The organism is Micromonospora noduli, from assembly GCF_003264475.1.
GTDB classification, from domain to species: Bacteria; Actinomycetota; Actinomycetes; order Mycobacteriales; family Micromonosporaceae; genus Micromonospora; species Micromonospora noduli.
In genome coordinates this window covers 114,174-139,554 of sequence record NZ_PYAC01000007.1, presented here as the reverse complement: position 1 = coordinate 139,554, position 25,381 = coordinate 114,174, and the positions used below count along the sequence as shown (strand labels likewise).

Annotated in this window: 22 protein-coding genes; 12 read left to right on the top strand and 10 right to left on the bottom strand. The window is 71.0% G+C overall.

Translation table 11 applies throughout. The annotated features are described in order from the left end of the window. Window positions 1-1,650 (bottom strand): glycoside hydrolase family 10-like protein (locus tag MED15_RS10375; RefSeq protein WP_112735449.1); only part of this gene is annotated, 1,650 nt, incomplete at its 3' end. Window positions 1,651-1,852: 202 nt separating this feature from the next. Here MED15_RS10375 and MED15_RS10370 point away from each other — a divergent pair. Further along, window positions 1,853-3,349, top strand: coding sequence for an amino acid permease (locus MED15_RS10370; RefSeq protein ID WP_112731430.1), 1,497 nt, complete (start codon window positions 1,853-1,855; stop codon window positions 3,347-3,349). Window positions 3,350-3,399: 50 nt separating this feature from the next. On the opposite strand, the gene MED15_RS10365 is transcribed toward MED15_RS10370, so the two are convergent. From MED15_RS10365 to arfA, 5 genes are all read right to left on the bottom strand, one after another. Continuing rightward, window positions 3,400-4,428 carry a glycoside hydrolase family 43 protein gene (locus tag MED15_RS10365; protein WP_112735447.1) on the bottom strand — a complete coding sequence of 343 codons (1,029 nt, stop codon included), beginning with the start codon at window positions 4,426-4,428 and terminating at the stop codon, window positions 3,400-3,402. Further along, window positions 4,425-5,282 (bottom strand): carbohydrate ABC transporter permease, encoded by an 858-nt coding sequence (locus tag MED15_RS10360; RefSeq protein WP_181518614.1) that lies wholly within the window; start codon window positions 5,280-5,282, stop codon window positions 4,425-4,427. The genes MED15_RS10365 and MED15_RS10360 overlap by 4 nt, the downstream gene beginning before the upstream one ends. A gap of 10 nt (window positions 5,283-5,292) precedes the next feature. Next, the gene (locus tag MED15_RS10355) at window positions 5,293-6,258 is read right to left on the bottom strand and encodes a carbohydrate ABC transporter permease (protein ID WP_112584714.1); all 966 of its coding nucleotides are present in this window, start codon (window positions 6,256-6,258) and stop codon (window positions 5,293-5,295) included. Between the two features lie 6 nt (window positions 6,259-6,264). Further along, entirely contained in the window at window positions 6,265-7,596 is a 1,332-nt protein-coding gene (locus MED15_RS10350) for an ABC transporter substrate-binding protein (RefSeq protein ID WP_091402679.1), read from the bottom strand. A gap of 61 nt (window positions 7,597-7,657) precedes the next feature. Continuing rightward, window positions 7,658-9,172, bottom strand: a complete 1,515-nt coding sequence (gene arfA, locus MED15_RS10345) for an arabinosylfuranosidase ArfA (RefSeq protein WP_112735445.1) — start codon at window positions 9,170-9,172, stop codon at window positions 7,658-7,660. A gap of 146 nt (window positions 9,173-9,318) precedes the next feature. On the opposite strand from arfA, the gene MED15_RS10340 reads away from it, so the two are divergent. Continuing rightward, window positions 9,319-10,326 (top strand): LacI family DNA-binding transcriptional regulator, encoded by a 1,008-nt coding sequence (locus MED15_RS10340; RefSeq protein ID WP_112584717.1) that lies wholly within the window; start codon window positions 9,319-9,321, stop codon window positions 10,324-10,326. 18 nt (window positions 10,327-10,344) lie between these two features. Here MED15_RS10340 and MED15_RS10335 read toward each other — a convergent pair whose 3' ends face one another. The 3 genes from MED15_RS10335 to MED15_RS10325 all read right to left on the bottom strand — a co-directional run bounded on the left by MED15_RS10335 (window position 10,345) and on the right by MED15_RS10325 (window position 13,193). Further along, window positions 10,345-11,070: a methyltransferase domain-containing protein gene (locus MED15_RS10335; protein WP_112584718.1), complete on the bottom strand. Its 726-nt coding sequence runs from the start codon at window positions 11,068-11,070 to the stop codon at window positions 10,345-10,347. Window positions 11,071-11,208: 138 nt separating this feature from the next. Continuing rightward, window positions 11,209-11,517 carry a hypothetical protein gene (locus MED15_RS10330; protein ID WP_112699090.1) on the bottom strand — a complete coding sequence of 103 codons (309 nt, stop codon included), beginning with the start codon at window positions 11,515-11,517 and terminating at the stop codon, window positions 11,209-11,211. Between the two features lie 38 nt (window positions 11,518-11,555). Beyond that, window positions 11,556-13,193 (bottom strand): ABC-F family ATP-binding cassette domain-containing protein, encoded by a 1,638-nt coding sequence (locus tag MED15_RS10325; RefSeq protein WP_112699091.1) that lies wholly within the window; start codon window positions 13,191-13,193, stop codon window positions 11,556-11,558. A gap of 62 nt (window positions 13,194-13,255) precedes the next feature. Here MED15_RS10325 and MED15_RS10320 point away from each other — a divergent pair, with 62 nt between their 5' ends. The 4 genes from MED15_RS10320 to MED15_RS10305 all read left to right on the top strand — a co-directional run bounded on the left by MED15_RS10320 (window position 13,256) and on the right by MED15_RS10305 (window position 15,396). Further along, entirely contained in the window at window positions 13,256-14,026 is a 771-nt protein-coding gene (locus tag MED15_RS10320; protein WP_112584721.1) for an ROK family protein, read from the top strand. A gap of 119 nt (window positions 14,027-14,145) precedes the next feature. Then, a complete protein-coding gene (locus tag MED15_RS10315; protein ID WP_112584722.1) occupies window positions 14,146-14,514 on the top strand; it encodes a tetratricopeptide repeat protein in 369 nt (122 codons plus the stop codon). 122 nt (window positions 14,515-14,636) lie between these two features. Next, on the top strand, window positions 14,637-14,891 hold the full coding sequence (locus MED15_RS10310) for a Smr/MutS family protein (protein ID WP_007465523.1): 255 nt from the start codon (window positions 14,637-14,639) through the stop codon (window positions 14,889-14,891). A gap of 7 nt (window positions 14,892-14,898) precedes the next feature. Continuing rightward, window positions 14,899-15,396, top strand: a complete 498-nt coding sequence (locus MED15_RS10305; RefSeq protein WP_112584723.1) for an NUDIX hydrolase — start codon at window positions 14,899-14,901, stop codon at window positions 15,394-15,396. A 251-nt stretch (window positions 15,397-15,647) separates the two neighbouring features. On the opposite strand, the gene MED15_RS10300 is transcribed toward MED15_RS10305, so the two are convergent. Continuing rightward, a complete protein-coding gene (locus MED15_RS10300) occupies window positions 15,648-18,068 on the bottom strand; it encodes a M28 family peptidase (RefSeq protein WP_181549313.1) in 2,421 nt (806 codons plus the stop codon). A gap of 290 nt (window positions 18,069-18,358) precedes the next feature. On the opposite strand from MED15_RS10300, the gene MED15_RS10295 reads away from it, so the two are divergent. From MED15_RS10295 to MED15_RS10270, 6 genes are all read left to right on the top strand, one after another. Further along, window positions 18,359-19,558, top strand: coding sequence for a PP2C family protein-serine/threonine phosphatase (locus MED15_RS10295; RefSeq protein ID WP_112584724.1), 1,200 nt, complete (start codon window positions 18,359-18,361; stop codon window positions 19,556-19,558). Next, a complete protein-coding gene (locus tag MED15_RS10290; RefSeq protein WP_112584725.1) occupies window positions 19,555-21,288 on the top strand; it encodes a sensor histidine kinase in 1,734 nt (577 codons plus the stop codon). Before MED15_RS10295 ends, MED15_RS10290 begins: the two co-directional genes overlap by 4 nt. Further along, complete coding sequence (locus tag MED15_RS10285) at window positions 21,285-21,737, top strand: response regulator (protein WP_088987503.1); 453 nt, start codon at window positions 21,285-21,287, stop codon at window positions 21,735-21,737. Before MED15_RS10290 ends, MED15_RS10285 begins: the two co-directional genes overlap by 4 nt. Next, window positions 21,730-22,539 carry an inositol monophosphatase family protein gene (locus tag MED15_RS10280; RefSeq protein WP_112584726.1) on the top strand — a complete coding sequence of 270 codons (810 nt, stop codon included), beginning with the start codon at window positions 21,730-21,732 and terminating at the stop codon, window positions 22,537-22,539. The genes MED15_RS10285 and MED15_RS10280 overlap by 8 nt, the downstream gene beginning before the upstream one ends. A gap of 180 nt (window positions 22,540-22,719) precedes the next feature. Then, the gene (locus MED15_RS10275) at window positions 22,720-23,736 is read left to right on the top strand and encodes a coiled-coil domain-containing protein (RefSeq protein ID WP_112584727.1); all 1,017 of its coding nucleotides are present in this window, start codon (window positions 22,720-22,722) and stop codon (window positions 23,734-23,736) included. A gap of 36 nt (window positions 23,737-23,772) precedes the next feature. Next, window positions 23,773-25,335 carry a fused MFS/spermidine synthase gene (locus tag MED15_RS10270; RefSeq protein ID WP_225855411.1) on the top strand — a complete coding sequence of 521 codons (1,563 nt, stop codon included), beginning with the start codon at window positions 23,773-23,775 and terminating at the stop codon, window positions 25,333-25,335. The last annotated feature ends 46 nt before the right edge of the window (window positions 25,336-25,381 follow it).

Sequence of the window (25,381 nt, the reverse complement as noted above, 5' to 3'; positions counted from 1 at the left end):
GACGAATGCCGGCGGGCTGGCGGGGCTCTCGTTGGCGGACCGGTCCAGGGCGGTCAGCTGGTAGGTGTAGCGCCGACCGGGCTCGGCCGAGGTGTCCACCCAGGACTGAACGTTGCCGGGCGTGGCCCGGACGGTGTCGACCAGGTGCGCGGCGTCGGCAGTGGCGCACCGGCCGGGCAGCGTGGTGCCGTCGAAGCGGTAGATCGCGTACGAGGTGGCGGTGCCGAGCGGGCCGACGCCGTCGGCGGGCTGGCGCCAGGTGAGCCGGACCCCGTCGGCCTGCCGGGTCGCCTTGCTGACCACCGGGAAGAGCAGCGGCCGGGCCGGCAGGTGGGGCATGGCCGGCACCAGCGCCGGGCGGGAGTAGTGCTCGCCCGCGTAGATGTCGGTGGCGCCGAGGCGGTTGGCCCGCACCTGCACCGCGGAGAAGTGCACGTTGCCCTGCACCTCCGGGTACGACCGGTTGAGCGTCAGGTGGTCGGAGAGCTCACGCGGGTTCTGCCAGTACGGCCCGTACGCCGGATCGCCGCTCTTGTAGTCGGCCTGGCCGATGTAGAGCTGCACGCGGGTGCCGCGCACCGTCTCGGCCCACCATGGCACGAGGCGCGCGTAGTCGGCGGCCGGGTACTGGCCGATGTACCAGTAGAGCTGCGGCACCACGTAGTCGATCCACTCCTGCTTGACCCACTTGCGGGTGTCGGCGGAGATGATGTCGTACGACTGGCTGCCGGTGGTGTCCGAACCGAGCGGGTCGGCGGTCTTGTTGCGCCAGATGCCGAACGGGCTGACGCCGAACTTCACCCACGGCTTCGCCGCTTTGATCTTGCTGTTCATCTCCTGGATCAGCAGGTTGATGTTGTCCCGCCGCCAGTCGGCCCGGTCGGTGAAGCCCCGGTTGTGGGTCGCGAAGGCCGCGTCGTCCGGCACCTGGTGGGTGCCGCTGGGGTAGGGGTAGAAGTAGTCGTCGAAGTGGACGCCGTCGATGTCGTACCGCTTGACGGCGTCCATCATGGCGGTCTGGACGAACTCGCGGACCTCGGGAATTCCGGGGTTGTAGTAGAGCCGGCTACCGGCCACGCCGGCCGGCGGGTAGGCGAAGGTCCAGTCGGGGTGCTGCTGCGCCGGGTGGCCGGGGGCGAGCTGGGCGAGGTCGGCGCCGGCGCCGCCGGGGGCCGGCATGGAGACGCGGTACGGGTTGAACCAGGCGTGGAACTCCAGGTTCCGCTTGTGCGACTCGTCGACCAGGAAGGCCAGTGGGTCCCAGCCCGGATCCTGGCCGCGTACCCCGGTCAGATATTCCGACCAGGGCTCGTACGGCGAGGGCCAGAGCGCGTCGGCGGTGGGCCGGACCTGCACCACGACGGCGTTGTGGTGCAGTCGCCCGGCGAGGTCGAGCAGCTCGCGGTACTCGGCCTGCTGGGCCGCGATCCGATCCGGGCTGGTCTGGGATGCCTTGCTGGGCCAGTCGATGTTGACCACCGAGGAGATCCACATGGCCCGGAACTGCCGTTTCGGGGTGGCGGGGTCGGTGGCGCAGGTGGCGGTGGTGGTGTCGGCCGCGCTGGGTGCGGCGCTCGCGGGGGTGGCGCTGACGAACGTGCCGAGCAGGGCTGCGACCAGCCCGGCGACTCCGAGTCGGGTGGCTTTCATGCGGTGTGTCCCTTCGTTGGGGCTCCCGGATGCTTCGCGCGGTGCGCGGCAAGATTCGCCGTCGATGTCCGCGTTGCTGGTAGGAAATTTTCACAATCTGGCCATCGCCGCAAGAGTTCGTGGTTGACCAATCGCGCCGGTGGGTAGCAACGGCGGTCACCGGCCGCCACGGAGGTGGTCGCACGGTGGGAGGGGTGACCGGGTGTCCGTGCTGCGCACAAAACCAATCAAGGACGTGATAGCCCAGGGTGAGGCGGACGGCAGCGACGGCCAGCTGGGGCTGAAGAGGCGGCTCGGCGCGGTCGACCTCACCGGCTTCGGCATCGGCATCGTGATCGGCACCGGCATCTTCACTCTCACCGGGATCGAGGCCCGGGACAGCGCCGGGCCGGGCGTGGTGATCTCCTTCGCCATCGCCGGCGTGGTGGCCCTGCTCGCCGCCCTCTGTTACGCCGAGCTGGCCTCCAGCGTGCCGACCGCCGGCAGCGCCTACACCTACGCGTACGCCACGATGGGCGAGATCGTCGCCTGGATCATCGGCTGGGACCTGCTGCTGGAGTTCGCGCTCGGCGCCGCCGTTGTGGCCCGAGGCTGGTCCGGCTACCTCGCCGAACTGCTCGACCTGCCGACCCGCTGGTTTGGTGAGGAGGGCAGCACTGTCAACGTGGGCGCCATCGCCATCGTGCTGATCCTCGGCATCGTGGCGATCGTCGGCATCCGGGAATCCGCCCGGATCACCAACCTGCTGGTGCTGGTCAAGGTGGCCATCTGCGTCTTCGTGGTGGTAGCCGGGCTGTTCTTCGTCAAGGCCGCCAACCTCACCCCGTTCATCCCGCCGGCCGAGCCCGCAGGGAGCGGCGACGACGGCATCAAGCAGCCGGTCACGCAGGCGCTCTTCGGGCTGGAGCCGTCGGTCTTCGGCTTCGTCGGGGTGCTCAGCGCCGCCGCCGTGGTCTTCTTCGCGTACACCGGCTTCGAGGCCGTGGCCAACCTGGGCGAGGAGACCCGGAAGCCCAAGCGGGACCTCACCCTGGGTCTGCTCGGCACGCTGCTGATCTCCACAGTGCTCTACATCGGCGTCTCGCTGGTGGTGGTCGGGATGGTGCCGTACACCGAGATCGACCGGGGCGCCCCGATCGCGTCGGCCTTCGAGTCGGTCGGCGCGGGCTGGGCGGCCGTGCTGGTCTCCATCGCCGCGGTCGCCGGCCTGACCAGTGTCATCCTGGTCGACCTGGTGGCGATGGGCCGGATCGGCTTCGCCATCGCCCGGGACGGGCTGATCCCGCCCTCGATCGCGAAGGTGCACCCGCGCTGGGGCACCCCGTACCGGATCTCGGCGATCATGACGGTGGCGGTCGCGCTGCTGGCCGGCTTCCTGCCGCTGTCCGCGCTGGCCGACCTGGTCAGCATCGGCGCGCTCTGCGCGTTCGTCCTCGTGTCGGTGGCGGTGCCGATCCTGCGCCGCAAGCGGCCGGACCTGGAGCGGCCGTTCCGGGTGCCGTTCTCACCGGTGCTGCCGATCGTCTCGGCGTTGGCCTGCTTCTACCTGATGCTCAACCTGTCGGTGGAGACCTGGCTGCGGTTCCTGGCCTGGATGCTGCTCGGCGCGTTGATCTACTTCGGCTACGGCCACCGCCGCAACCGGCTGGCCCAGCACGAGCCGGCGGTTGCCCCGGCCCCTCGCGAGCCGACCGCCTGACCGAGGCGTGCGGGAGGGCACCAGCTTCGGGGCCCTCCCGCACGACAGGCTCAGGGGCGCGGCTGCGGCGTGGCCGTCGGACCCTTGACGACCGGCTTGCCGTCGACCCAGGTCACCTCGTCGAGCCACACCTGCCGACCCGGGTCGGTGCTGCCCTCCTGGCCCGGCGGCCAGGCGTGGTACAGCAGCCAGGTCCGCCCGTCCTTGACCACCATCGACGCGTGGCCGGGGCCCGAGGCGGCCTCGTTGCCCTTCAGGATCGGGTTCTCGACGGCCTTCACACACGGGCCGGTCGGGCTCTCGCAGACCGCGTAGCCCTCGGCGTACTCCGCCCGGTCGTACGCGTTGGCGGCGAAGAAGAGCAGCAGCCGACCGTCCTGACGGTGGAAGAACGGCCCCTCGATCAGGGTGCCCTCCCACGGCTCGGTCTGCTTGAGCAGCTTGGTCGGCTCGCCGATGAGGGTCAGGCCGTCGTCGGCGAGGCGCTGCGACCAGAGCCAGGTGTCCACCCCGATCGCGTTGCCGTCGTTCTTCCACAGCAGCCACAGGCTGCCGTCAGTGTCCCGGTACGGGCTGGCGTCGATCGCCCCGCCCAGGTCGGCTTGACAGATCAGCGGGCCGGCCGCGTCGTCGGAGTACGGCCCCTGCGGCGCGCTGGCCACCGCCCGCCCGACGCACTGCCGCCCCGACTCCCGGCCGGCGACCGTGTAGTAGAGCAGGAACCTGTCCGGGGCGAGCTGGATCGCCTCCGGCGCCCAGGTCTTGCCGGCGTCCGCCCAGTCCGGCAGCACCGGCAGGGCGTCCCCGGCCTCGGCCCAGTCGACCAGATCGGTCGAGGTGAGCACGGGGACGTTGCGGCCGCCGGAGTTGGTGTGGAACAGGTACCAGGTGTCGCCCACCTGGATCGCCTGCGGGTCTGGGGCGTCGGTCTTCACGACAGGGTTGATGAACACGCTGGAGTCGCTCCCGCTGCTCGTGGTGGGGGTGGGTTCGGTGCCGTCGGAGCAGCCCGCAACGAGCAACGCGGCGGCGAGAACGATCGCCGCCGCGCCACGTCGCCGGGCGGTCGTACGCGTCATCCCTTCAGACCGCTGCGGGAGACACCCTGAATGATGTGCCGCTGGGCCAGCACGAAGAGGATCAGCACCGGCAGGCTGGCCAGCACCGCGCCCGCCATGATCACCGGGTAGTCGGTGACGTACGAGCCCTGGAGCAGGCCCAGGCCCGGCGGCAGGGTGAGCTTCTCCGGGCTGAACAGCACGAAGATCGGCCAGAGGAAGTCGTTCCAGTTGGTGAGGAACGACAGCACGGCCAGGGTGGCCAGCGCCGGCCTGGACAGCGGCAGCACCACCTTGTAGAAGATCTGCCACTGGTTGGCGCCGTCCAGCGTGGCGGCCTCCTCCAGCTCGTTCGGCAGGGACAGGAAGAACTGCCGCAGGAAGAACACCCCGAACGCGCTGGCCGCGCCCGGCACCACGACCACGGCGAGGGTGTCGATCCAGTTGAGCTGGTCGACGATCAGGAAGTTCGGGATGATCAGCGAGGTCGGCGGGATGAACAGCGTCCCGACGATCAGTGCGAAGGTCACCCCGCGACCGCGGAACTTCAGCCGGGCCAGGGAGTACGCGGCCATCGAGGCGGTCACGAGCACCAGCGCCGAGTGCAGCGTGGCGGCCAGCATGCTGTTGAGGAACCAGCGCAGCACCGGGTTCGCCGAGTTGTTGAGGATCTGCTCGTAGCCGTAACCGGCGAGCGGGTTCGGCAGCCAACTCGGCGGGATCTGCTGGGCGGCGGTGTAGGTCTTCAGCGAGGTGATGACCATCCACAGCAGGGGGACCAGGAAGATCAGGGCCAGGGCGACCAGGGTGGCGTAGAGCCCGACCCGGCGCAGCCCCGGTGTGGAGCCGTCGGTTGTCGGCGTGGGCGTCGTCATGGCGGTCCCCTCAGTCTTCCTTGTAGCGGAAGAGGCGGAAGTTGGCGATGCTCACGACCGCCAGCAGCAGGGCGAACACGATGCTCATCGCGGCGGCGCGACCGGCGTTGTTGTTTCGCAGGCCCTCCTCGACGATGAACCACACCACAGTGCGGGTCTCCGTGCCGGGCGTCCCCTGGGTGATCAGGAATGACTGGCCGAACATGTTCGCCGAGGCGAGCACGGTCGTCGTGATCACGAAGAGCAGCACCGGCCGCAGCCCGGGCAGTGTGACGTTGCGGAACCGTTGCCACGCGTTCGCGCCGTCCATCCGGGCCGCCTCGTACAGCTCCGGCGAGATGTCCTGGAGGCCGGCCAGGTAGATCACCGCGTTGAAGCCGGACGTCCACCAGACGGTCACCCCGACCAGGGAGATCCACGCCCACGGCATGTTCGTCACCCAGGGGGTGTCCGACGGCAACCCGACCACGCCGAGGAGCCGGTTGACCAGGCCCAGGTTGGCGTCGAGCAGGAACCGCCAGAGCAGGCCGATCACCGCGACACCCAGCACGTACGGCGCGAAGTAGATGGCCCGGAAAAACGTCCGGCCCGGGAAGGAGCGGTTGAGCAGCAGTGCCAACCCCAGCGGTACGACCACCAGCAGCGGCACCGACAGCACCGTGAAGATCGCGGTGGCCCGGACGCTCTGCCACCAGTCGCCGTAGACGGCGGAGTCGCTGGAGAAGAGCTGCTTGTAGTTGTCCAACCCGACGAACGGCCGGTTGGGCAGCTGGAAGTCCCACTGGTGCACGCTCAGCCAGACGCCGAGGACGATCGGCAGCAGGCCGAACACCCCGAACAGGACCAGGTAGGGAGCGAGGAACAGATATGGCGTCGCCCGTCTGGTCCGACCCGCCGAGGCGGACCGGCGGACTGCGTTGGCCGCCGGGGGCGGCGCGTCACCGCGCGCCGCCCCGACCTCGATCACGTCCGCCACGGGGTATCAGCTCCCGTACTTCTTGCGGTTGTCCTCGAGCTGCTTGTTGGCCTTCGCGACACCGTCGTCCAGCGCCTGCTTGGGCGACTTCTTGCCCAGCGCGGCCTCATTGAAGGAGTTGTAGAAGGTGGTCATGACCTCGCCGAGACCCGGGGCCGCCGGCGGGAACGCCGCGTACTCCAGCTCGGGGGCGAGCGACGAGATCTCCGGCAGCGCCTTGAACTCGGCGCCCTCGCGGACGGCCTTACGGGCCGGGACCTGGCCGCCCTTCGCCCAGTCCAGCGAGTGCTCGCTGAGCCAGTTGATGAAGACCTTGGCACCGGAGACCTTGTTGGCGTCGTTGGCCCGCTGTTTCACGATGGTGAAGTTGTGCGAGTTGGCCCAGGCCGCCGGCTTGCTGCCGATCTGGGGGAGCGGGGCGACGCCCCACTGCACGTCGGGGCTCTTCTTCAGATCGTTGATCTGCCAGATGCCGTTCCAGGTGAAGGCGTTCTTGCCGCTCTTGAACGACAGGTAGTCGGCGTCCTGACCGACGTTGGCCGGCGAGAAGCCCTGCTTGATCATGTCGACCAGCCAGGTGCACGCCTCGACTGCCGGGTCCGAGTTGAAGGTGGCCTTGGCCACGTCCGCGTCGAACAGGGTGGCACCCCACTGGTTGAGCAGCGAGTAGAAGGTCATGCCGCCGGTGAACTGGAACGGGCTGACCCAGAAGCCCTGGATGCCGGCCTTCTTCAGCTCGGTCAGCGCGGCGACGTAGTCGTCCTTCGTCGTCGGCGGCTTGTTCGGGTCCAGGCCGGCCTTCTGCATGACCGTCTTGTTGTAGTAGAAGCCCAGCGGGTGCATGTCCAGCGGAATGCCGTACCGCTTGTTGTTGTAGAGCCCGCCCTTCCACACCGTGGGGGCGAAGTCGCCCTCGGCGAGCTCCAGGTTCTTGGCGACGTCGTCCAGCTCGGTGATCACGCCGCGGGCGGCGAAGGTGGCGAGCTGGTCCATGTGCATGACCGCGATGTCCGGGCCGTTGCCGCTGGAGGCCGCGCCGGGGAGCTTGTTGTAGTAGTCCTCCCACTGGTACGTGGCCACCGACACGGCGATGTTCTTGTGCTCGGTGTTGAACTGGTTCACCAGCGTCTTGAAGATCTCGCCGTCACCGCCGGTGAAGCCGTTCCACAGCTTCAGGTCCACCTTGGGACCGGTGTACTCCTTGCCCCCGTTGCCGGCGGCCGGCCCGGAGGCGCTGTCATCGCCGCCGCCGCAACCCGCGAGGGTCAGCGAGGCCGCGGCGCCGAGTCCGAGACCGAGGCCGAGCAGGCGACGCCGGCTCATGTCGTTCTGGATCATGCTTTATCTCTCCTTGAGGGGGAACGGAATGAATTGTGCCTGCTCAGAACCGGTGTGACACCTACGCGTTGGCCGGGCCGAAGCGGAGCACGCTCCAGGACACGGCGGGCAGGCGCACTGTGCACCGGCCGCCGTCGGGGGTGGGGGTGGGCAGGTCCCGAGGCGTCACCCGGTCGGGGTCGGCCTCGGTGTTCGTCGCCGACGGGTCGGACCCGGCAGCGATGCTCTGGAACGACAGGCCGGACATACCCGGCAGGCCGCGCAGATCGATCTCCAGCGGGAGATCGGTGGAGTCCCGGTTGACCGCGAACACGGTCAGCTCGCCGGTCTCCTCGTCGTGCACGGCGACGGTGTCGAGCACCGGCACGTCCCCGTACTTCTTCGTGTCGTAGCGCGGCGACACCGGGTCGGTGCGCAGCACGGTGCCCCGGGCGTACCGGGCAGTCAGCGCGAACGGGTGGAAGATGCTCTGCCGCCAGGCCGGGCCGCCGTTGCGGGTACGGATCGGCGCGATCACGTTGGCCAGCTGGGCCTGCGCGGCCACCCCGACCCGGTCCGCGTGCCGAAGCAGGGTGATCAGCAGGTCGCCGACGACCACCGCGTCGACCGCTGTGAAGTCGTCCTCGATCAGCGCCGGGGCCTCGACCCAGCCGCGCCGGTCCAGGTCGGCCTGGAGGCGGGACTCGTACCAGACGTTCCACTCGTCGAAGGAGATCTTCAGCTTGCGCTTGTGCCGCTGCTTGGCGGCCACGTGGTCGGCGGTCGCGACGACCTCGGTGATGAAGTTGTCCATGTCGACGGCCGAGGCCAGGATGCTGGCCTGGTCGCCGTCGGACGGGTCGTAGTAGGTGTGCGCCGAGATGTAGTCGACGTGCTCGTAGGTGTGCTCCAGCACCGTCGCCTCCCAGGAGGCGAAGGTGGGCATCCGCCGGTTGGAGCTGCCGCAGGCGATCAGGCTGATCGACGGGTCGATCATCCTCATCGCTCGGGCGGCCTCGGCGGCGACGCGGCCGTACTCGTCAGCGGTCTTGTGGCCGACCTGCCACGGGCCGTCCATCTCGTTGCCCAGGCACCACAGCCGCACCCCGTACGGGTCCTCGGCGCCGTGCTTGCGCCGCAGGTCGGAGAGCTCGGTGCCGCCCGGGTGGTTGGCGTACTCCAGCAGGTCGAGTGCCTCCTGGACCCCGCGTGTGCCGAGGTTGACCGCCATCATCGGCTCGACGCCGGCCTCTGCGGCCCAGGTCATGAACTCGTCCAGCCCGAACGCGTTGGTCTCGATCGTCTTCCAGGCCAGGTCGAGCCGGCGGGGCCGGTTGCCGACCGGGCCGACCCCGTCCTCCCAGCGATAGCCGGAGACGAAGTTGCCACCCGGGTAGCGGACCACCGAAACGCCCAGCTCGCGGGTCAGGTCCAGCACGTCGCGGCGCAGGCCCCGCGAGTCGGCGCTGGGGTGGCCGGGCTCGTAGATGCCGCCGTAGACGCACCGCCCCATGTGCTCGACGAATGAGCCGAAGAGGCGTCGGTCGGCCGGGCCGATGGAGAAGGCCGGGTCGATCGTCAGCTGCGCGGTCCGCAAAGGGGTGCCACCTTTCCTCGTGCCGATGCTCAGGTGAGCGCGGTCACCGTTCACCTGGTGTCCACCGTTTTACAACGTTGTAGGCAACGTTGTAAAGGGTTGCTGAGGCGGTAGGGTGCGGAGTGTTACATCGGGGAGGTTTCGGAGTGCGGCAAAGGCTCAAAGATGTGGCCGAACGGGCCGGGGTGTCGGTGAAGACCGTCTCCAACGTCGTCAACGGCTACGTGCACGTGCGGCCGGACACTCGTGCCCGAGTCGAAGAGGCGATCGCCGAGCTCAACTATCGGCCCAACCTCTCGGCCCGCCACCTGCGTAAGGGCCGCACCGGCGTGATCGCGTTGGCCGTTCCGGAACTCGACATCCCGTACTTCGCCGAGCTGGCCCGCTACGTGGTCACCGCCGCCGCCGCCTACGGCTGGACGGTGCTGATCGACCAGACCGGCGGTCGGCGGGAGCAGGAACGGGTGGTCGCCTCCGGCATCACCGACCACCTGATCGACGGGCTCATCTTCAGTCCGTTGGCGCTCACGGCGGAGGACCTGGCCGGCCTGGACGGCACGCCCATGGTGCTGCTCGGCGAGCGGGTCGAACACGGCCCCGCCGATCGAGTGGTGATCGACAACGTGACCGCGGCCCGGGAGATCACCGCTCACCTGATCCAGCTCGGCCACCGCCGGATCGCGGCCATCGGCTCCCAGCGAACCGACGAGGGCGCCAGCGCCCGACTGCGCCTGGCCGGCTATACCGACGCGCTGCGCGCCGCCGGGCTCGACTACGACGAAACCCTGGTGGCGCCCGCGTCGGCCTGGCACCGCGCCGACGGTGCGGCCGCCATGCGGGGCCTGCTCACCTCCGGTGTACGCCCCGACGCAGTCTTCTGCTTCAACGACACCCTCGCCCTGGGTGCCCTCCGCGCCCTGCACGAGGCAGGGCTGCGGGTGCCCGAGGACGTGGCGGTGGTCGGCTTCGACGACATCGAGGACGGCCGGTTCTCCATCCCCACCCTGAGCACCGTCGCCCCGGACAAGGAGAAGATCGCCCAACTGGCGGTCGAACTCCTCGCCAACCGCCTGGACGGCGACCGCACCGCCCCGGCGAAGGAGCTGTCCGCCCCCTACCGCCTGGAACTTCGCGAATCCACCCAGGCCCCCTGACCCCCGGACCGGGTGGGGTCAGTCGAAGAAGCGGGCCAGGTGGGACTGGGGTGCCGGGTCGGCGTCCGGGGGGAGGGGCGTCAGGTCGGCGAAGATCGAGGCGCCGTCGCAGCCCGCGTGCAGTGGGTACCAGCGCGGCGTGCCCGGTGGCCGCAGCTGGCAGATCCCCTTGAACGTCTGCACGTCCATCAGCCGGACGTGGGTCGGGTCGGCCACCGCGTTCACATGCCCCCACCAGGGGCTCATCACGTGCAGCACCCCACCGGGGCGGAGCACCCGATGACACTCGTCGACCAGCGGCAGGAAGTCGATCAGGTGCTCCAGGATGTGCACCGCGAAGAGGACGTCCACCGAGTTGTCGGCGAGCGGCAGCGAGCCGGACAGGTCCGCCACGGCATCCACTCCGGGCGCCGGGTAGATGTCCAGCCCCAGGTTGCTCGACCACTGCTTGGTCGGCCCACAACCGAGGTCCACCACCACCGGCGCCCGCCCACCGATGCCGACCCGGCACCAGACGCCGTAGACACCGGCCAGCCGCCCCACCAGCTCCCGCACCAGCCGTAGCTGGGCGGGATCGGCCACGTCGCCGCTCAGATGGGCCACCCCCCGGTCGAACCGCACCTCGACCGCCAGGTCCCGCAACCGATCATCGTGGCGGACCTGGTCCGCCCACGCCTGTGCGAGGGAATCGTCGATCGCCCGCAGCCGGTCGGCCGAGGGCGGAGTCTGTGCCAAAGCGACCATTCGGGCCACCTCCCGCCGCGCGATACCCGCAATCGCGCCCGGTATGCCCCACTCGTCCACCAGGTCGGCGTGGCCCGCGCAACCGTGCGGTGGGCGTGTCGCAGCCCGCCGGCACCCCAGGCTCGGCCCGCGCCCGGGTCAGCCGGAGAGAGTGCGGCGGCCCCCACGCATCCGTTGGCGAGGCGGCGGGTCGGCGGGCTTCGGCCGCTTGAGGTGGTAGCGGTGCAGTTCGTGGTTGCCGGGCAGGGACGGGTCCTCGCTCATCGCGACCAACTCCCAGCCCTGGTCGCCGGCCCGGTTCAGGTGTGCCAGGGCGGTGTCGCCGTACGGCGTCACGTCGACCATCGAGCCGTCCGGGCCGTACCAGACGAAGACGACCTCCCAGCCGAGGTCGTTGGTCGCAGCCTGGCGGCGGCGGACCAGCAGGGCGTACTCCCACTTGAGCATGGAGTCATTCTCACCCCGCGCCGACCCGCTGGCACGGATCAATCCTCGGCGATCCGCCCGGCGTCGACCCGCAGTCGCCGGTTGGTCTCGATGGCGGCCAGCATCCGCCGGTCGTGGGTGACCAGCAGCAGCGTTCCGGGGTAGCTGGCGAGCGCCGATTCGAGCTGCTCGATGGCGGGCAGGTCCAGGTGGTTGGTGGGCTCGTCCAGCACCAGCAGGTTGACCCCACGGCCCTGGAGCAGGGCCAGCGCGGCCCGGGTCCGCTCACCGGGGGAGAGGGTGGCCGCCGGTCGGGGCACGTGCGCCGCCCGCAGGCCGAACTTGGCCAGCAGGGTCCGCGCGTCCGCCGGCGACAGGTGGGGTACGGCCGCCTCGAACGCGTCGATCAGCGGCACGTCGCCAAGGAACAACCCGCGGGCCTGGTCCACCTCGCCGACCACCACGCCGGGCCCGAGCGAGGCGGTGCCGGCGTCCAGCGGCAGCCGACCCAGCAGCGCGGCCAACAGGGTGGACTTGCCCGAGCCGTTCGCCCCGGTCACCGCGACCCGGTCCGCCCAGTCGATCTGGAGGTCGACCGGGCCGAGGGTGAAACCACCACGGCGTACCACGGCTCCGCGCAGCGTGGCCACGACGGCGCCGGCGCGGGGCGCGGCGGCGATCTCCATCCGCAGCTCCCACTCCTTGCGGGGCTCCTCGACCACGTCGAGCCGTTCAATCAGCCGTTCGGTCTGCTTGGCCTTGGCGGCCTGCTTCTCGCTGGACTCGCTGCGGAACTTGCGGCCGATCTTGTCGTTGTCGGTGGCCTTGCGGCGGGCGTTCCGCACGCCCTTCTCCATCCACCCACGCTGGGTACGGGCCCGAGCCTCCAGCCCGGCCTTGGTGTCGGCGTACTCCTCGAAGTCCGCGCGGGCGTGCCGGCGGGCCACCTCGCGCTCCTCCAGGTAGGCCGCGTAGCCGCCGCCGTAGTGGTGCACCTGCTGCTGCGGCAGGTCCAGCTCCACGACCCGGGTCACCGTGCGGGTGAGGAACTCCCGGTCGTGGCTGACCAGCACCGTGCCGGCCCGCAGCCCGGTGACGAACTCCTCCAGCCGCTCCAACCCGGCCAGGTCCAGGTCGTTGGTCGGCTCGTCGAGCAGGAACACGTCGTACCGGCTGAGCAGCAGCGACGCGAGCCCGGCCCGGGCCGCCTGACCGCCGGAGAGCCCGGTCGTCGGGTGGTCCAGGTCGACCGCGAGCCCAAGGTCGGCGCTCACCTGCTCGGCGCGCTCGTCGAGGTCCGCGCCGCCGAGGGCGAGCCAGCGCTCCAGCGCGTCGCCGTACGCGTCGTCGGCACCCGCCGCCCCGGCGGTCAGCGCCTCGGTCGCCGCGTCCAACGCCGCCTGCGCGGCGGTCACCCCGGTCCTGCGGGCCAGGAAGTCCCGTACCGTCTCGCCCGGCCGCCGTTCCGGTTCCTGTGGCAGGTGGCCGACGCTCGCGGTGGGCGGGCTGAGCCGCACGCTGCCGGCCTCGACCGGCAACAACCCGGCGAGGGTACGCAGCAGTGTCGACTTGCCGGCCCCGTTCGGCCCGACCAGCCCGACCACGTCGCCGGGGGCGACCACCAGGTCCAGTCCGGCGAAGAGCGGGCGGTCGCCGTGCCCGGCGGCCAGGTCCTTGACGATCATCGTGGCGCTCATCAGGACGGCAGCCTATCCGGCCGCCCGCATACGACCGGCCGGCAGCGGGCAGACTCAACGACGTGGTGACCACACTGGCGATCGACTGTGGCGGCGGGGGCATCAAGGCGTCCGTGCTCGACGAGGCGGGAACGATGCGGGCCCGGCCGTTGCGGGTGCCCACCCCGTACCCGTTGCCGCCCGCGCTGTTTGTCCGGACCCTGCTGGATCTCGGCGGGCGCCTGCCAACGGCGGATCGGATCACGGTCGGCGTACCCGGGATGATCCGGCACGGAGTGGTAGTGAGCACGCCGCACTACGTGACCCGCAACGGCCCCCGCACCCGGGTCGACCCGGACCTGCTCGCCGAGTGGTCCGGCTGGGACGCGCGCGGCGCGCTGGCCGACGCGTTCGGGGTGCCGGCGCTGGTGCTCAACGACGCCGAGGTGCACGGCGCCGGAGTGGTCGCCGGCACCGGCTGCGAGCTGGTGCTGACCCTGGGGACGGGGCTGGGCAGCGCGCTCTTCGACGGCGGGGTGCTCGCACCGCACCTGGAGTTGTCGCACGCGCCGGTGCGCTGGGGCACGACCTACGACACGTACGTCGGCGAGCCGGAACGGCGGCGGCTCGGCGACGCCTTCTGGTCCCGTCGGATCCGCCAGGTGGTGGACGGGCTGCGCCCGGTGTTCCGCTGGGACCGGCTCTACCTGGGCGGGGGCAACTCCCGACTGATCCGGCCCGAGCAACTGACCCGGATGGGCGACGACGTGGTGGTGGTGCCGAACACCGCCGGAATCGTCGGCGGTGTCCGCGCCTGGGAACTTTCCGCCGGACGCCGGGACGCCCGTACCTGACCCTTCGGCGGCCGTCGGGGGCCGGAACTGACCTGATCTCGACCCCGGGAACAGTCGCCAAACTCCCGGTGTTGTGCCAGCGTCGGAACAGGTGACGGTGCGACCCGAGGAGGTGGCAGATGGATCTTCTGGCGGACTACCGGCGGGCGACCATGTTCTTCGAAACCGGTGACCCCAGTGGGGCAGCCCGACTGCTGGAGCCGATCATCGACGCCGAGCCCGGCAACGCGGCGGTCCGGCAACTGCTGGCCCGGGCGTACTTCCAGTCGGCCCAGCTCAACCGGGCCGAGGAGCATCTGCGCGAGCTGGTCGAGCGGGACCCGAGCGACCACTACGCGCACCACGTGCTCGGTCGGACGCTGGAGCGGCTGAACCGACACACCGACGCGCTGCGGCACCTGCGGATCGCCGCCGCGATGTACGCGGCCAACGACGACTACCGGACCGCGCTGGAGCGGGTGGAGACCCGACTGGGCGGCCGGCGCTGAACGTGCGTCGTGACATGGCAGGGGCGGTCCTACCGGGCCGCCCCTGCCGTCGTCGGAGCAAGCGGGCCGGCGGGCGTGCCTAGGATGGCGGACATGGGACCTGACCGGCCGGGGGCTGCGGCATGAAGCTCAAGCTGGACCTGCACGAGATCTTCAACAAGGGCCAGGACATCGACCGGGCGTTGCGCGGGATCATGGACGAGGCGGTGGCGAAGAAGGCCACCCTCGTCGAGATCATCCCCGGCAAGGGGTCCGGCCAGCTCAAGAAGCGGGTGCTGCGGTTCCTCGACCAGAAGGACGTCAAGCAGCTCTACCACCGCGTGGAGAAGGACTCGAAGAACTTCGGCCGCCTCTTCGTCCACTTCCGCTGGAAGTAGGCCGGGCGTGTCGACGGTGAACCTGCGGCGATCGGCGCGTGCGGTCGTCGTCGATGAAGACGACCGGGTTCTGCTGCTACGACTCGCCATTCCCGATCCGGCTGGCACGATCGCCGTTTGGATCACTCCCGGGGGTGGCGTCGAAGACGGCGAGACGCCACTGGCCGCCCTGCGGCGAGAGCTGCGCGAAGAAGTCGGTCTTGCTGTGGATGTCGACCCGCCTCAGGTCTGGCGCCAGGAGATAGTCGCCGCCGGGTTCGCACCCGGCCACGATGGCGTCATGAACGACTACTTCCTCGTTCGGACGGCATCGTTCACGCCGCGCGGTGCAATGAGCGATGAGGAACTCGCCGCCGAACACGTCATTGGCTGGCGTTGGTGGTCGCTGCCGGAGATCAGGGAACACCGCGGTCCGGAACTGTTCTCGCCACGGGACCTCGCCACGCCGTTGACCGCATTGATCGCTGACGGAGTGCCAACCCAACCCGTCCCGCTTGGCCTCTGAACCACACCCCTGCGGGGACCAACCGTATGGCCCGGCATGGCGATGTGCTGTTGAGCGGTATACCCCAGAGTCATATTCATACCTCTGAGGTATAGCGCTCAATACCGCGTCCGCCCCGACGGAGGCGACTGACGGTCACCGCTGACCGCCGGCTGCGGCCACAGCCCCACTTCGTAGCCTGGACGCGCTGATGGGCAGCATAAGACGGTGGTCCGGCGGGAAAGACCGCTCCGCCGGACCACCGTGTCACCTCAGATGGGATAGGTGCGAGCGACCGCCAACATCTCCGAGCTGTGCGATCCGACGACGCCGACAGCCGGCGGCCGGGGCCGGAAGCCGGGCAGCGCGTCCAGCCCGTCACTGGCGTCCATGACCCGAATCGGCACCGGTCCTGCGGAACGCTGGAGCGTGAGCGTGATCTCGACACCTTCCGGCGGCGGAGCATGGAAGACCAGTCCGAAGCCCCACCGGCGCCCACCCTGCTGTACGGGCACCACGCGGCCCGCCACCTCCGCCCGCAACACCTTGGCGGTGACCGTCTCGACGTGCAGGGTGGCGACCCGGACCGCCCGCTGCGGAGTGAGTCGCAACCGCAGCGTGCGCTCGTCGCGGACGGCGTTGTCGGCGAGCACCTCCAGCTTCGGCGCCGGCAGGTTCGCCGCCTGCGCCGGCCCGGCCCGTAGCGCGTCGCCGCCGAGCCCGGGGAAGTCGTCCTCGACGCTGGTCACCTTGTCCACGTAGCCGTCCGTCCACGGCTGCGGGTCGCTCTCGTGGCTGAGCCAACGGGCCTGGCCGGTGCCGGCGTCCATGGCGTACATCAGGTGGGTGGGAGCGGGATGGGCGGCGTCGAAGCGGTCGACACCCAGGCCGACCCCGGCGAGCACCACCGCCGCCACGGCGGCGGCGCCGGCCGGCAGCACCGCGAGCCGCCGGGCCCGCAGCGCGAGCAGACCACGCTGGCCGCCGGCCTGCGGGTGCAGCAGGTCGACCACCGGCAGGGCGACCAGGCCGAGCAGCACCGCGACCAGCGCGGCCACCCCGCCCATGGCCATGCCCAGCGCGGGGAAGAGCAGCACCACTGTGGGCAGCAGGATGACCACACCCACGGCCGCGGCGGCCGTCACGGCCACCACCGGCCACGGTCCGGTCTGCCGGGTACGCAGCGCGACCAGCCCGCCGAGGGCGCCGGCCAGCGCCGGCACTGTGGTGAGGTACGCCCCACCCGGCACCGCCACGGCGAGCAGCACCCCGAGCAGGGCCAGCCAGGCCAGTCCGCCGACGGCGAGCGCGGCCGGGCCGATCCGGCGGCGGGTCAGCGCGTACCAGGTGAACAGGATGGCGGTGGCGAGCGCCAGGACGGCCAGCCGGTACCAGATCGGCCGGTACGGGTCGAGCAGCTCCGCGTACCCCGGTCGGATCGTGGTGATGGCCAGCCAGAGCAGTTGGGCGGCGACCGGCGCGGCGACGATCGGCACCAGGGCCAGCGCGAAGCCGGCGGCCAGCCGGCCGGCGCTGGCCCGGCCGCTGCGGCGGGTCAGCCAGCCCAGGGCGGCAACCAGAACCACCGCGAGCAGGGCCAGCGGCAGTGTGAGCCAGCCCGGGTAGCGGACCAGCCCGCCGGGGACGGGGAAGTAGGTGGCGTCGTGCCCGGAGCGCAGGTCGGTCAGGTCGGTACCACCGAACTCCCGGGCCAGGCCCAACGCGTTGTCCCCGTGCTGCTGGAGGCTGCCCCGGTCCATGGCGGCCGGGGTGTCAAGCGGCGTGTGGTAGATCGCGCCCCCGTCGATGTACGCCGAGTTCAGCCCGACGAACTTCTGGTCGAGGAAGGCGGTGAAATCGGTGTCGTTGGGCAGCGCGCGGTAGATCTCCACAGCGAACGAGGTGCCGACCGGGTGTGGGGCGGCCCGGCCGAAGATGTCCACCAGCTTCGCGTTGTTCCGGGAGGTCTCGAACATGATCACCGGCCCGGTGGAGCCCCGCGCCTCCAGGTTGAGCACCACACCGCCGTCGGCGGCCAGCGGGTGGCTGGCGGCGAACGCGGCAGCGCCGCAGAGGCACGCCTCCTCGGCGTCGGTCAGCACGAAGACGATGTCGTTGCGCGGCCGGGGGCCGGTGGTCAGCGCGCGGGCCACCTCCAGGATGGTCGACGTGCCGGCCGCGTCGTCGTTGCCGCCCGGCCCGGTCTGTACCGAGTCGTAGTGGGAGACCAGGAAGACCCGACCCGTCGAGTTGGTGCCGGGCAGCCGGGCCACCACGTTGCGGACCCGGGCCAGTGTCGCCCCGCCCGCCGCCCCGCTGAGCTGACCGGCCTCCGGTGCCACAGTGTCCTGCACCTCGGTCTCCAGGCCCAGCCCCCGCAGCTGCTGCTCCAGGTGCGCGCGGACCTGTTCGTTGGCCGGGCTGCCGGCGACGTGCGACCGGGCGGCGATCACCTGGACGTCCTCGTACGCGCGGCCGGCGCTGAACTCGCCACCCGGCGCGTCGGCCGACTTCGGGGCCGGGGTGCGCAGATCGAGCAGACTGCCGGCGCCGACCGCGGCCAGCGCGACCAGCGCCGCCGCGGCGGCCACGAGCCGCCGACGCGGCCGGGTCAGCGCGCGGCTGGCAGGGTGTACGCCCGGAATCGGACGGGGCGGCGTGCCCGTCGTGGCCGGGGTGGTGGGTGCGCCCACGGGAACTCCTCGGGGGGTGGTGGGGCCTGGGGTGGGATCATCCTGCCCGTCGGGGGCTGCGGATGGGATGGCCGGTGGGTCCCGCGTCCATCAGCCGCCCGGTTTGTCCACGGCCGAGCAGTGATGCGCCCCATCCCCGCCCGCGCCGCAGGCGTCGTGTTGTGTGCGACCGTTGTCTAATACAGGATCAGCAGGGCACTCGGAAGGAGCCCGACATCACCAGCGAACTCCCGCGTCTGGCGGCGGTGACCCGGCCGCACCGGGGGGCCGGCTTGGCCGGTTCCCCAGTTGTGCCGTACCCGCACGGTGGCCTGGCGCGGCACGCCAACCTGCCGCCGGGTGAGCGGCTGCGGGTGCTGCTGGTGGAGGACGACGAGGGCGACGCCTTCCTGGTCGGTGAGCTGCTCGCCGAGACGAACTCGATGATCGACCTGCTGGTCGCCACCAGCCTCCGGGAGGCGCGGCAACGGATCAGCGACGTCGACTGCGTCCTGCTCGACCTGGGCCTGCCCGACGCGCAGGGGCTGGACGGGCTGCGCCAGGTGTTGGAGATGTCCAGCGGCGCCGCGGTCTGCGTGCTGACCGGCCGCTCGGACGAGCACCTGGGCGTCGTGGCGGTCGCCGAGGGTGCCCAGGACTACCTGGTCAAGGGCCAGGTCGACGGGGTGCTGCTGACCCGGGCGCTGCGCTACGCCGTGGAGCGTAAGCGCGCCGACGAGAACGCCCGCCGGTTGCGCGAGGTCGAGCTGCGCCAGGCCGAGTCGGCCCGGCTCGAACGCGGCCTGCTGCCTCAACCGCTGATGACGACCGACCAGGTCGCGGTGCACACCTTCTACCGGCCGGGCCGGCACGCCGCGTTGATCGGCGGAGACTTCTTCGACGTGGTGCAGACCCACCCGGACCGCCTCGACCTGATCGTCGGCGACGTCTGTGGGCACGGGGTGGACGAGGCCGCGCTCGGGGTCGAGCTGCGGGTGGCCTGGCGCGCCCTGGTGCTCGCCCGGGTGCCGGACGACGAGGTGCTGCCCGCCCTGGAGCAGGTGCTGATGAGCGAGCGCCGCCTCCAGGAGATCTTCGCGACGGTGGCCACCATCAGACTGGACCTGGACGCCAACCGGGCCACCGTTCGACTGGCCGGGCACCCGCCACCGCTGCTGCTCTCCGGCGGCCGGGTCGCCCCGGTGCCCGCGCCCGGCGGCCTGCTGCTGGGCGTACGACCCCGCCGGCCGATCGCCTACGACCTGGAGTTCGACACCGATGACTGGTCCCTGTTGATGTACACCGACGGCCTGATTGAGGGGCGGGTGGGTGCCGGCAACGAACGGCTCGACGTGCCGGGCCTCAGTGGCTTGCTGGACGAGCCGGCCAACCGTTCGGTGTCGCTGCCCGAGCTGCCGGCGTGGCTGGTCGGGCGCGCCGAGCGGCTCAACGGTGGCCCGCTCGCCGACGACGTGGCCATGCTGCTGGTCAGCCGGGGCGGTGGCCGGTGAAGCCGGTGGTCGGCGGCTGGAGTCTCCGCCGCCGGGTGATCACCCTGCTCACCGTCGTGGGCTTCCTGTTGATCGGGCTGGCCAGCGCGGAAGCGGCGATGGCCGCCCGCAACCGCACCCAGATCGACGCGGTCCTGAACGAGACCGGCCCGTTGCGGGTGCAGTCCCAGGAACTGCTCAACGCGCTGCTCGACCAGGAGACGGCGATCCGCGGGTACGCGGTCAGCGGCGACCAGGACGACCTGAACCCCTACCGGGAAGGGCTCGCCCAGGAGCAGAGCGTCATCGTCTCGATGCGGACGCTGCTCGACGACTATCCAGAGATCAGCCAGGAGCTGCGGACCGTCGAGGAGCGTGTCACGCAGTGGCGACAGTCGGTCGCGGAGCCGGTGATCGCCACCACCGAGCAGAGCGGCACCACCGCCGGCCAGGCGTTGGTCACCGAAGCGGCCCGGCAACAGTTCGACGAGGTGCGCTCGGCGGTGAACGACCTCCAGGCGGAGGTCCTGGCCGCCCGGGAGCAGACCGCCACCAACGTGCGTACCAGCAGCAACGTGCTGGTCGTCCTGCTGATCGTGGCCGCCCTGGTGGTGGTCGTGGCCGGTGCGGTGCTGCTGCTCTCGCTGGACCGGATGGTGGTCCGGCCACTGACCGGCCTCGCCACCCAGGTCCGCGAGGTCGCCGAGGGCGACTACCAGCACCGCATCGCCACCGTCGGCCCGCCGGAGTTCATCCAGCTCGGCGAGGACGTGGACGCGATGCGGCAGAAGATCGCCGCCGACCTGGCCGAGGTCCGGGCCGCCCGCGAGCGCATCGAGTGGGTCAACAGCCAACTCCAGAAGCAGGCCGAGGAGCTGACCCGGTCCAACCGCGACCTGGAGCAGTTCGCGTACGTGGCCTCGCACGACCTGCAGGAGCCGCTGCGTAAGGTCGCCAGCTTCTGTCAGCTGCTTCAGCGCCGTTACGCCGGGCAGCTCGACGAGCGGGCCGACCAGTACATCGCGTTCGCGGTGGACGGCGCGCAACGAATGCAGCGCCTGATCAACGACCTGCTCGCGTTCTCCCGGATCGGGCGGCTCACCACCGGCTTTGTCGAGGTCGACCTCAACAAGGTGATGGGCGACGTGGCCGGCCAGACCGAGGCCGCCCGGCAGTACGCGGACGCCGAGTTGACCTGGGACGAGCTGCCGGTGATCTCGGGTGAGGAACCGCTGCTCACCAACCTGCTGGCCAACCTGGTCAGCAACTCGATCAAGTTCCGCCGCCCGGATGTGCCGTCGAAGGTGCACGTCTCGGCCAGGTTGGTGGGTGCCGAGTGGGAGATCACCTGCCAGGACAACGGCATCGGGATCGAGCCGGAGTTCGCCGACAAGATCTTCGTGATCTTCCAGCGGCTGCACTCGAAGGACGCGTACCCGGGCACCGGCATCGGGTTGGCGATCGTCAAGAAGATCGTCGAGTACCACGGCGGCCGCGTCTGGGTGGACACCGACGTGCCGGAGGGCACCGCGATCCGGTTCACGCTGCCGGCACTTCCCGAGGACGTCGCGGCAGTTGCCGACGCCGATTCCGAGGGGGAGCCGAACGCCCCGACCGTGGACGACGCGACGCCCTCGACCGAGGCTCCGGCAGCGCTGACGGAGCAGGCCGACGGGCCGGACCAGCCGGACCGGGCCGACGAGACGCTGGAAAGCGGTAGAACGGGTGACATGAGGGAGACGGTGGGATGACCGCGCCGGCGGATGGCAAGAGCCCGATCGAGGTCCTGCTCGTCGAGGACGACCCGGGTGACGTGCTGATGACCCAGGAGGCGTTCGAGGAGCACAAGCTGCGTAACCGGCTGACCGTCGTCTCCGACGGGGCCGAGGCGCTCGCCTACCTGCGCCGGGAGGGTCAGTACGCCGACGCGGTGGCACCCGACCTGATCCTGTTGGACCTCAACCTGCCCCGGCGCGACGGCCGGGAGGTGCTGGAAGAGATCAAGAAGGACCAGGAGCTTCGCCGGATCCCGGTGGTCGTGCTCACCACCTCGCAGGCCGACGAGGACATTCTGCGCAGCTACCAGCTGCACGCCAACGCCTACGTGACCAAGCCGGTGGACTTCGAGCGCTTCATCTCGGTGGTCCGTCAGATCGACGAGTTCTTCGTCAGCGTGGTCAAGCTGCCGCCGCGTGGCTGACACCCTGCTGGACGACGTCGGCGGCCTGCTCTGGGAGGCCGCCGACCAGGTCGTGCTGCCACTGTTCCGCAAGCTCGACGACGACGACGTGTCGGAGAAGGCGCCCGGCGAGGTGGTCACTGTCGCCGACCGCCGGGCCGAGGAGCTGCTCTCGGCGGGGCTGCGCCGGCTGCGGCCGGGTTCGATGGTGGTCGGCGAGGAGGGTGTCGCCGACGATCCGGGGCTGCTGCGGCACCTACGTGACGGCGGGGACGTCTGGCTGGTCGACCCGGTCGACGGGACCGCCAACTTCGCCGCCGGTCGCCGGCCGTTCGCCCTGATGGTGTCGCTGCTGACCGACGGGCGGCCGACCGCCGGCTGGATCCTGGACCCGCTCGCCGGCACTCTCGCCGCCGGCTCGGCGGACGAGGGCACCCTGCTCAACGGTCGGCCGGTGGACGGCACCGGCACGGTGCCGCCGCTCGGCGAGCTGCGCGGCGCGGCGATGACCAAGTTCCTGCCGCCGGAGACCCGCGACCGGGTCCGCGCCGGCGGTCGGCGGCTCGGTGAGCTGCTGCCCGGCCTGCACTGCGCCGGTCGGGAGTACCTGGACATCCTCACCGGCGAGCAGCAGTTCGCCCTGTTCTGGCGCACCCTGCCCTGGGACCACGCCCCGGGCACGGTGCTGGTCCGCGCCGCCGGGGGTGTCGCCCGCCGGTTCGACGGCGTCGACTACCACCCCGCCGACGACGGCCGCGGTCTGCTCGTCGCGGCCAACGAGCAGGTCTGGGCCGAGGTGCGTGACGCGCTCCTGAGCACCTGATCCGCGCGCTGCGCGACCACGTTGGGACGCTCCGTCGACATCCAGGCGGCCCGAGGGTCAGCGGGCTGGTCACCGGCCCACGATCCGGTATCGTGACCGGCGGTCTCCGCCAGCAGGCCGCCGACCGGCGCCGTAGTGCAGTGTTCATCGGGGGCCGGCGGTCGACGGAAGGACGCTTTCGTGCCCAGGACCAGGCTCAGCCCGCGGCTCGGTCGCCGCGCTCTGTTCGCCCTGCTCGCCGCCGTCGCGCTGGTGCTCGGCGGTGCCGCCGTGCCCGCGTACGCGGAGCCTGGCGAGGGCGGCAGCAAGAAGTTGCAGGACGCGCTGGAGCTGACCGCCAAGGGTCACATCGAGGCCAAGGCCAAGCTGGACAACTCCAAGCGTCGCCAGACGGCGCTGACCGGCGAGCTGGCGACGCTGGAGGGTCGGCTGGTCGGGCTCAGCAGCCAGGTGGGCGAGGTGGCCGCCCAGTCGTACCGGGTGGGTCGGCTGAGCGCTGTCTCGATGCTGCTCAACACCGCCACGCCGGAGGCGTTCCTGCAACGCGCGGGCGACCTCGACCTGATGGCCCAGCGGGACAGCAAGCGGCTGCGTGACCTCACCGAAGCCCGGCAGCAGGCGCAGCAGGCCAAGGTCGCCATCGACGCCGAGGTCCGCGAGCAGCAGAAGCAACTCGCCGTGATGGCGAAGAAGAAGAAGGAAGCCGAGGAGGCGCTCGCCGAGGTCAGCTCCGGCGGCAGCAACGGTTTCAGCGGTGGCAGCTCCGCCTCGGCGAAGCCGGCGCCGCGTAACTCCGACGGGTCGTGGCCACCGGAATCCTGCTCGGTGAAGGACCCGACCACCTCCGGGTGCATCACTCCGCGCACCCTCAACGCGCTCAAGCAGACCCAGGCGGCCGGCTACAAGCGGCACGTCTCCTGCAAGCGCAGCGGTGGCAGCGGCGAGCATCCGAAGGGCCGGGCCTGCGACTTCTCGGCCGCCACGAACGGCTTCGAGGACAAGAACGCGACCGGCGGCGACAAGGCGTACGGGGACAGCCTCGCCGCCTGGCACGTGCGCAACGCTGACCGGCTGGGCGTGCTCTACGTGATCTGGTACCGGCAGATCTGGCATCCCGGCACCGGTTGGCGCTCGTACAGTGGAAGCGGCTCTCCGGCGGCGTCCCACACGAACCATGTTCATCTCTCGATGTACTGACCCGAAGCACCAGCTTCGCTGCGTACCATCGCGACGATGAGCTCCCCACCGTCCGACGTAGCGGCCCTGCCGGCACCTCCGGCCCCGCCCGTGCCGGTCACCGGCCGGGCGCTGCCCAACGGCCTGGCCGCCTTCCTGGTCTTCTTCTCCAGTGGTGCCGTGCTGGTGTTGGAGACCGTCGCCCTGCGCCTGGTCGGCCCGTACGTCGGGGTGACCCTTCAGGTGACCAGCTCGGTGATCGGCATCGCGCTGGCCGCGATCGCGTACGGGGCGTGGTCCGGCGGTTGGCTGGCCGACCGGCGCAACCCGCGGGGCCTGCTGGCACCGGCGTTGGTGCTGGCCGGCATCGCCACCGCGATCACCCTGCCCGTCGTCCGGTACGCCGGTGAGGTGTTGCGCGGTGGTGCGGCCAGCGGCATCCTGCTGCTTGTCGCGTTGGCGGTGTTCGTGCCGGCCGCGCTGCTGGCCGCGGTCACCCCGCTGGTCGTGAAACTCCAGCTCGCCGACCTGCGCCGCACCGGCCAGGTGGTCGGTCGACTCTCCGGGATCGGCACCCTGGGCGGCATCACCGCAACCCTGCTGACCGGGTTCGTGCTGGTCGCCGCGCTGCGCAGCACCGTCATCCTGCTGGCCCTGGCGCTCGCGCTCGGGCTGGTCGGCATCGGCCTCGGCTGGTACCTGCGCCGGCAGGAGCCCACCGAGCTGCCCGGTCCGGCCCGGGCCCGGGCCGCGCTGGCAGTGCTCGGCCTGGCCGGGGCGGGGCTGACCACCGTGGCGCCCAACCCGTGCGACATCGAGACGGCGTACCACTGCGCCCGGGTCACCGCGGACCCCGCCCGGCCCAGCGGGCGGACGCTGCTGCTCAACTCCGCCCAGCACTCGTACGTGGACCTCGCCGACCCGAAACACCTGGAGTACGCGTACACCAAGTGGATCGGCGCGGTCGGCGACGTCGCCGCGCCGGCCGGTCAGCGCCTGGACGCGCTGCATCTGGGCGGGGGTGGTTTCACAGTTCCGCGCTACCTGACCGCGACCCGACCGGGCACCGACAACCTGGTGTTCGAGATCGACGGCGGGCTGGTCGAGCTGGGTGAGCAGGAGCTGGGCGTACGGCCGGGGCCGGAGCTGCGGGCGGTGGTGGGTGACGCCCGGATGCTGGTTGCCGGCGAGCCGACCGACAGTCGTGACCTGGTGGTCGGTGATGCGTTCGGGCACCTGGTGGTGCCCTGGCACCTGGCCACCCGCGAGATGGCGGCCGACGTCCGACGGGTGACCCGCCCCGGCGGCGTGTACGTGCAGAACGTCATCGACTACCCGCCGCTGCGGTTCATCCGTGCCGAGTTGGCCACGGTGGCCGCCGAGTTCGGGCACGTCGCGTTGATCGCGCCGCCGGAAGCGCTCGCACAGGAGCAGGGCTCCAACTTCCTCATCGTCGGCTCCGACGCGCCGTTGCCGCTGGAAGCTGTCCGGGCCCGGCTGGCCGAGGTGGACCCGAAGGTCAGCCTGTTGTCCGGTGCGGCGCTGACGGACTTCGTCGGCGGGGCGATGGTGTTGACCGACGATTACGCCCCGGTGGACCAACTGCTGGCCACCGCCTGATCGGGTGACAATCCTGACCGATTCCGATACTCCAGGTGTAGGCGGG

What these genes read in the sequence shown, in the direction of transcription:
- MED15_RS10365 (WP_112735447.1), bottom strand. Translation starts at nt 4,428, where the DNA reads ATGACGCGTACGACCGCCCGGCGACGTGGCGCGGCGGCGATCGTTCTC.
- MED15_RS10360 (WP_181518614.1), bottom strand. Translation starts at nt 5,282, where the DNA reads ATGACGACGCCCACGCCGACAACCGACGGCTCCACACCGGGGCTGCGC.
- MED15_RS10350 (WP_091402679.1), bottom strand. Translation starts at nt 7,596, where the DNA reads ATGATCCAGAACGACATGAGCCGGCGTCGCCTGCTCGGCCTCGGTCTC.
- MED15_RS10335 (WP_112584718.1), bottom strand. Translation starts at nt 11,070, where the DNA reads ATGGTCGCTTTGGCACAGACTCCGCCCTCGGCCGACCGGCTGCGGGCG.
- MED15_RS10330 (WP_112699090.1), bottom strand. Translation starts at nt 11,517, where the DNA reads ATGCTCAAGTGGGAGTACGCCCTGCTGGTCCGCCGCCGCCAGGCTGCG.
- MED15_RS10325 (WP_112699091.1), bottom strand. Translation starts at nt 13,193, where the DNA reads ATGAGCGCCACGATGATCGTCAAGGACCTGGCCGCCGGGCACGGCGAC.
- MED15_RS10315 (WP_112584722.1), top strand. Translation starts at nt 14,146, where the DNA reads ATGGATCTTCTGGCGGACTACCGGCGGGCGACCATGTTCTTCGAAACC.
- MED15_RS10310 (WP_007465523.1), top strand. Translation starts at nt 14,637, where the DNA reads ATGAAGCTCAAGCTGGACCTGCACGAGATCTTCAACAAGGGCCAGGAC.
- MED15_RS10285 (WP_088987503.1), top strand. Translation starts at nt 21,285, where the DNA reads ATGACCGCGCCGGCGGATGGCAAGAGCCCGATCGAGGTCCTGCTCGTC.
- MED15_RS10270 (WP_225855411.1), top strand. Translation starts at nt 23,773, where the DNA reads ATGAGCTCCCCACCGTCCGACGTAGCGGCCCTGCCGGCACCTCCGGCC.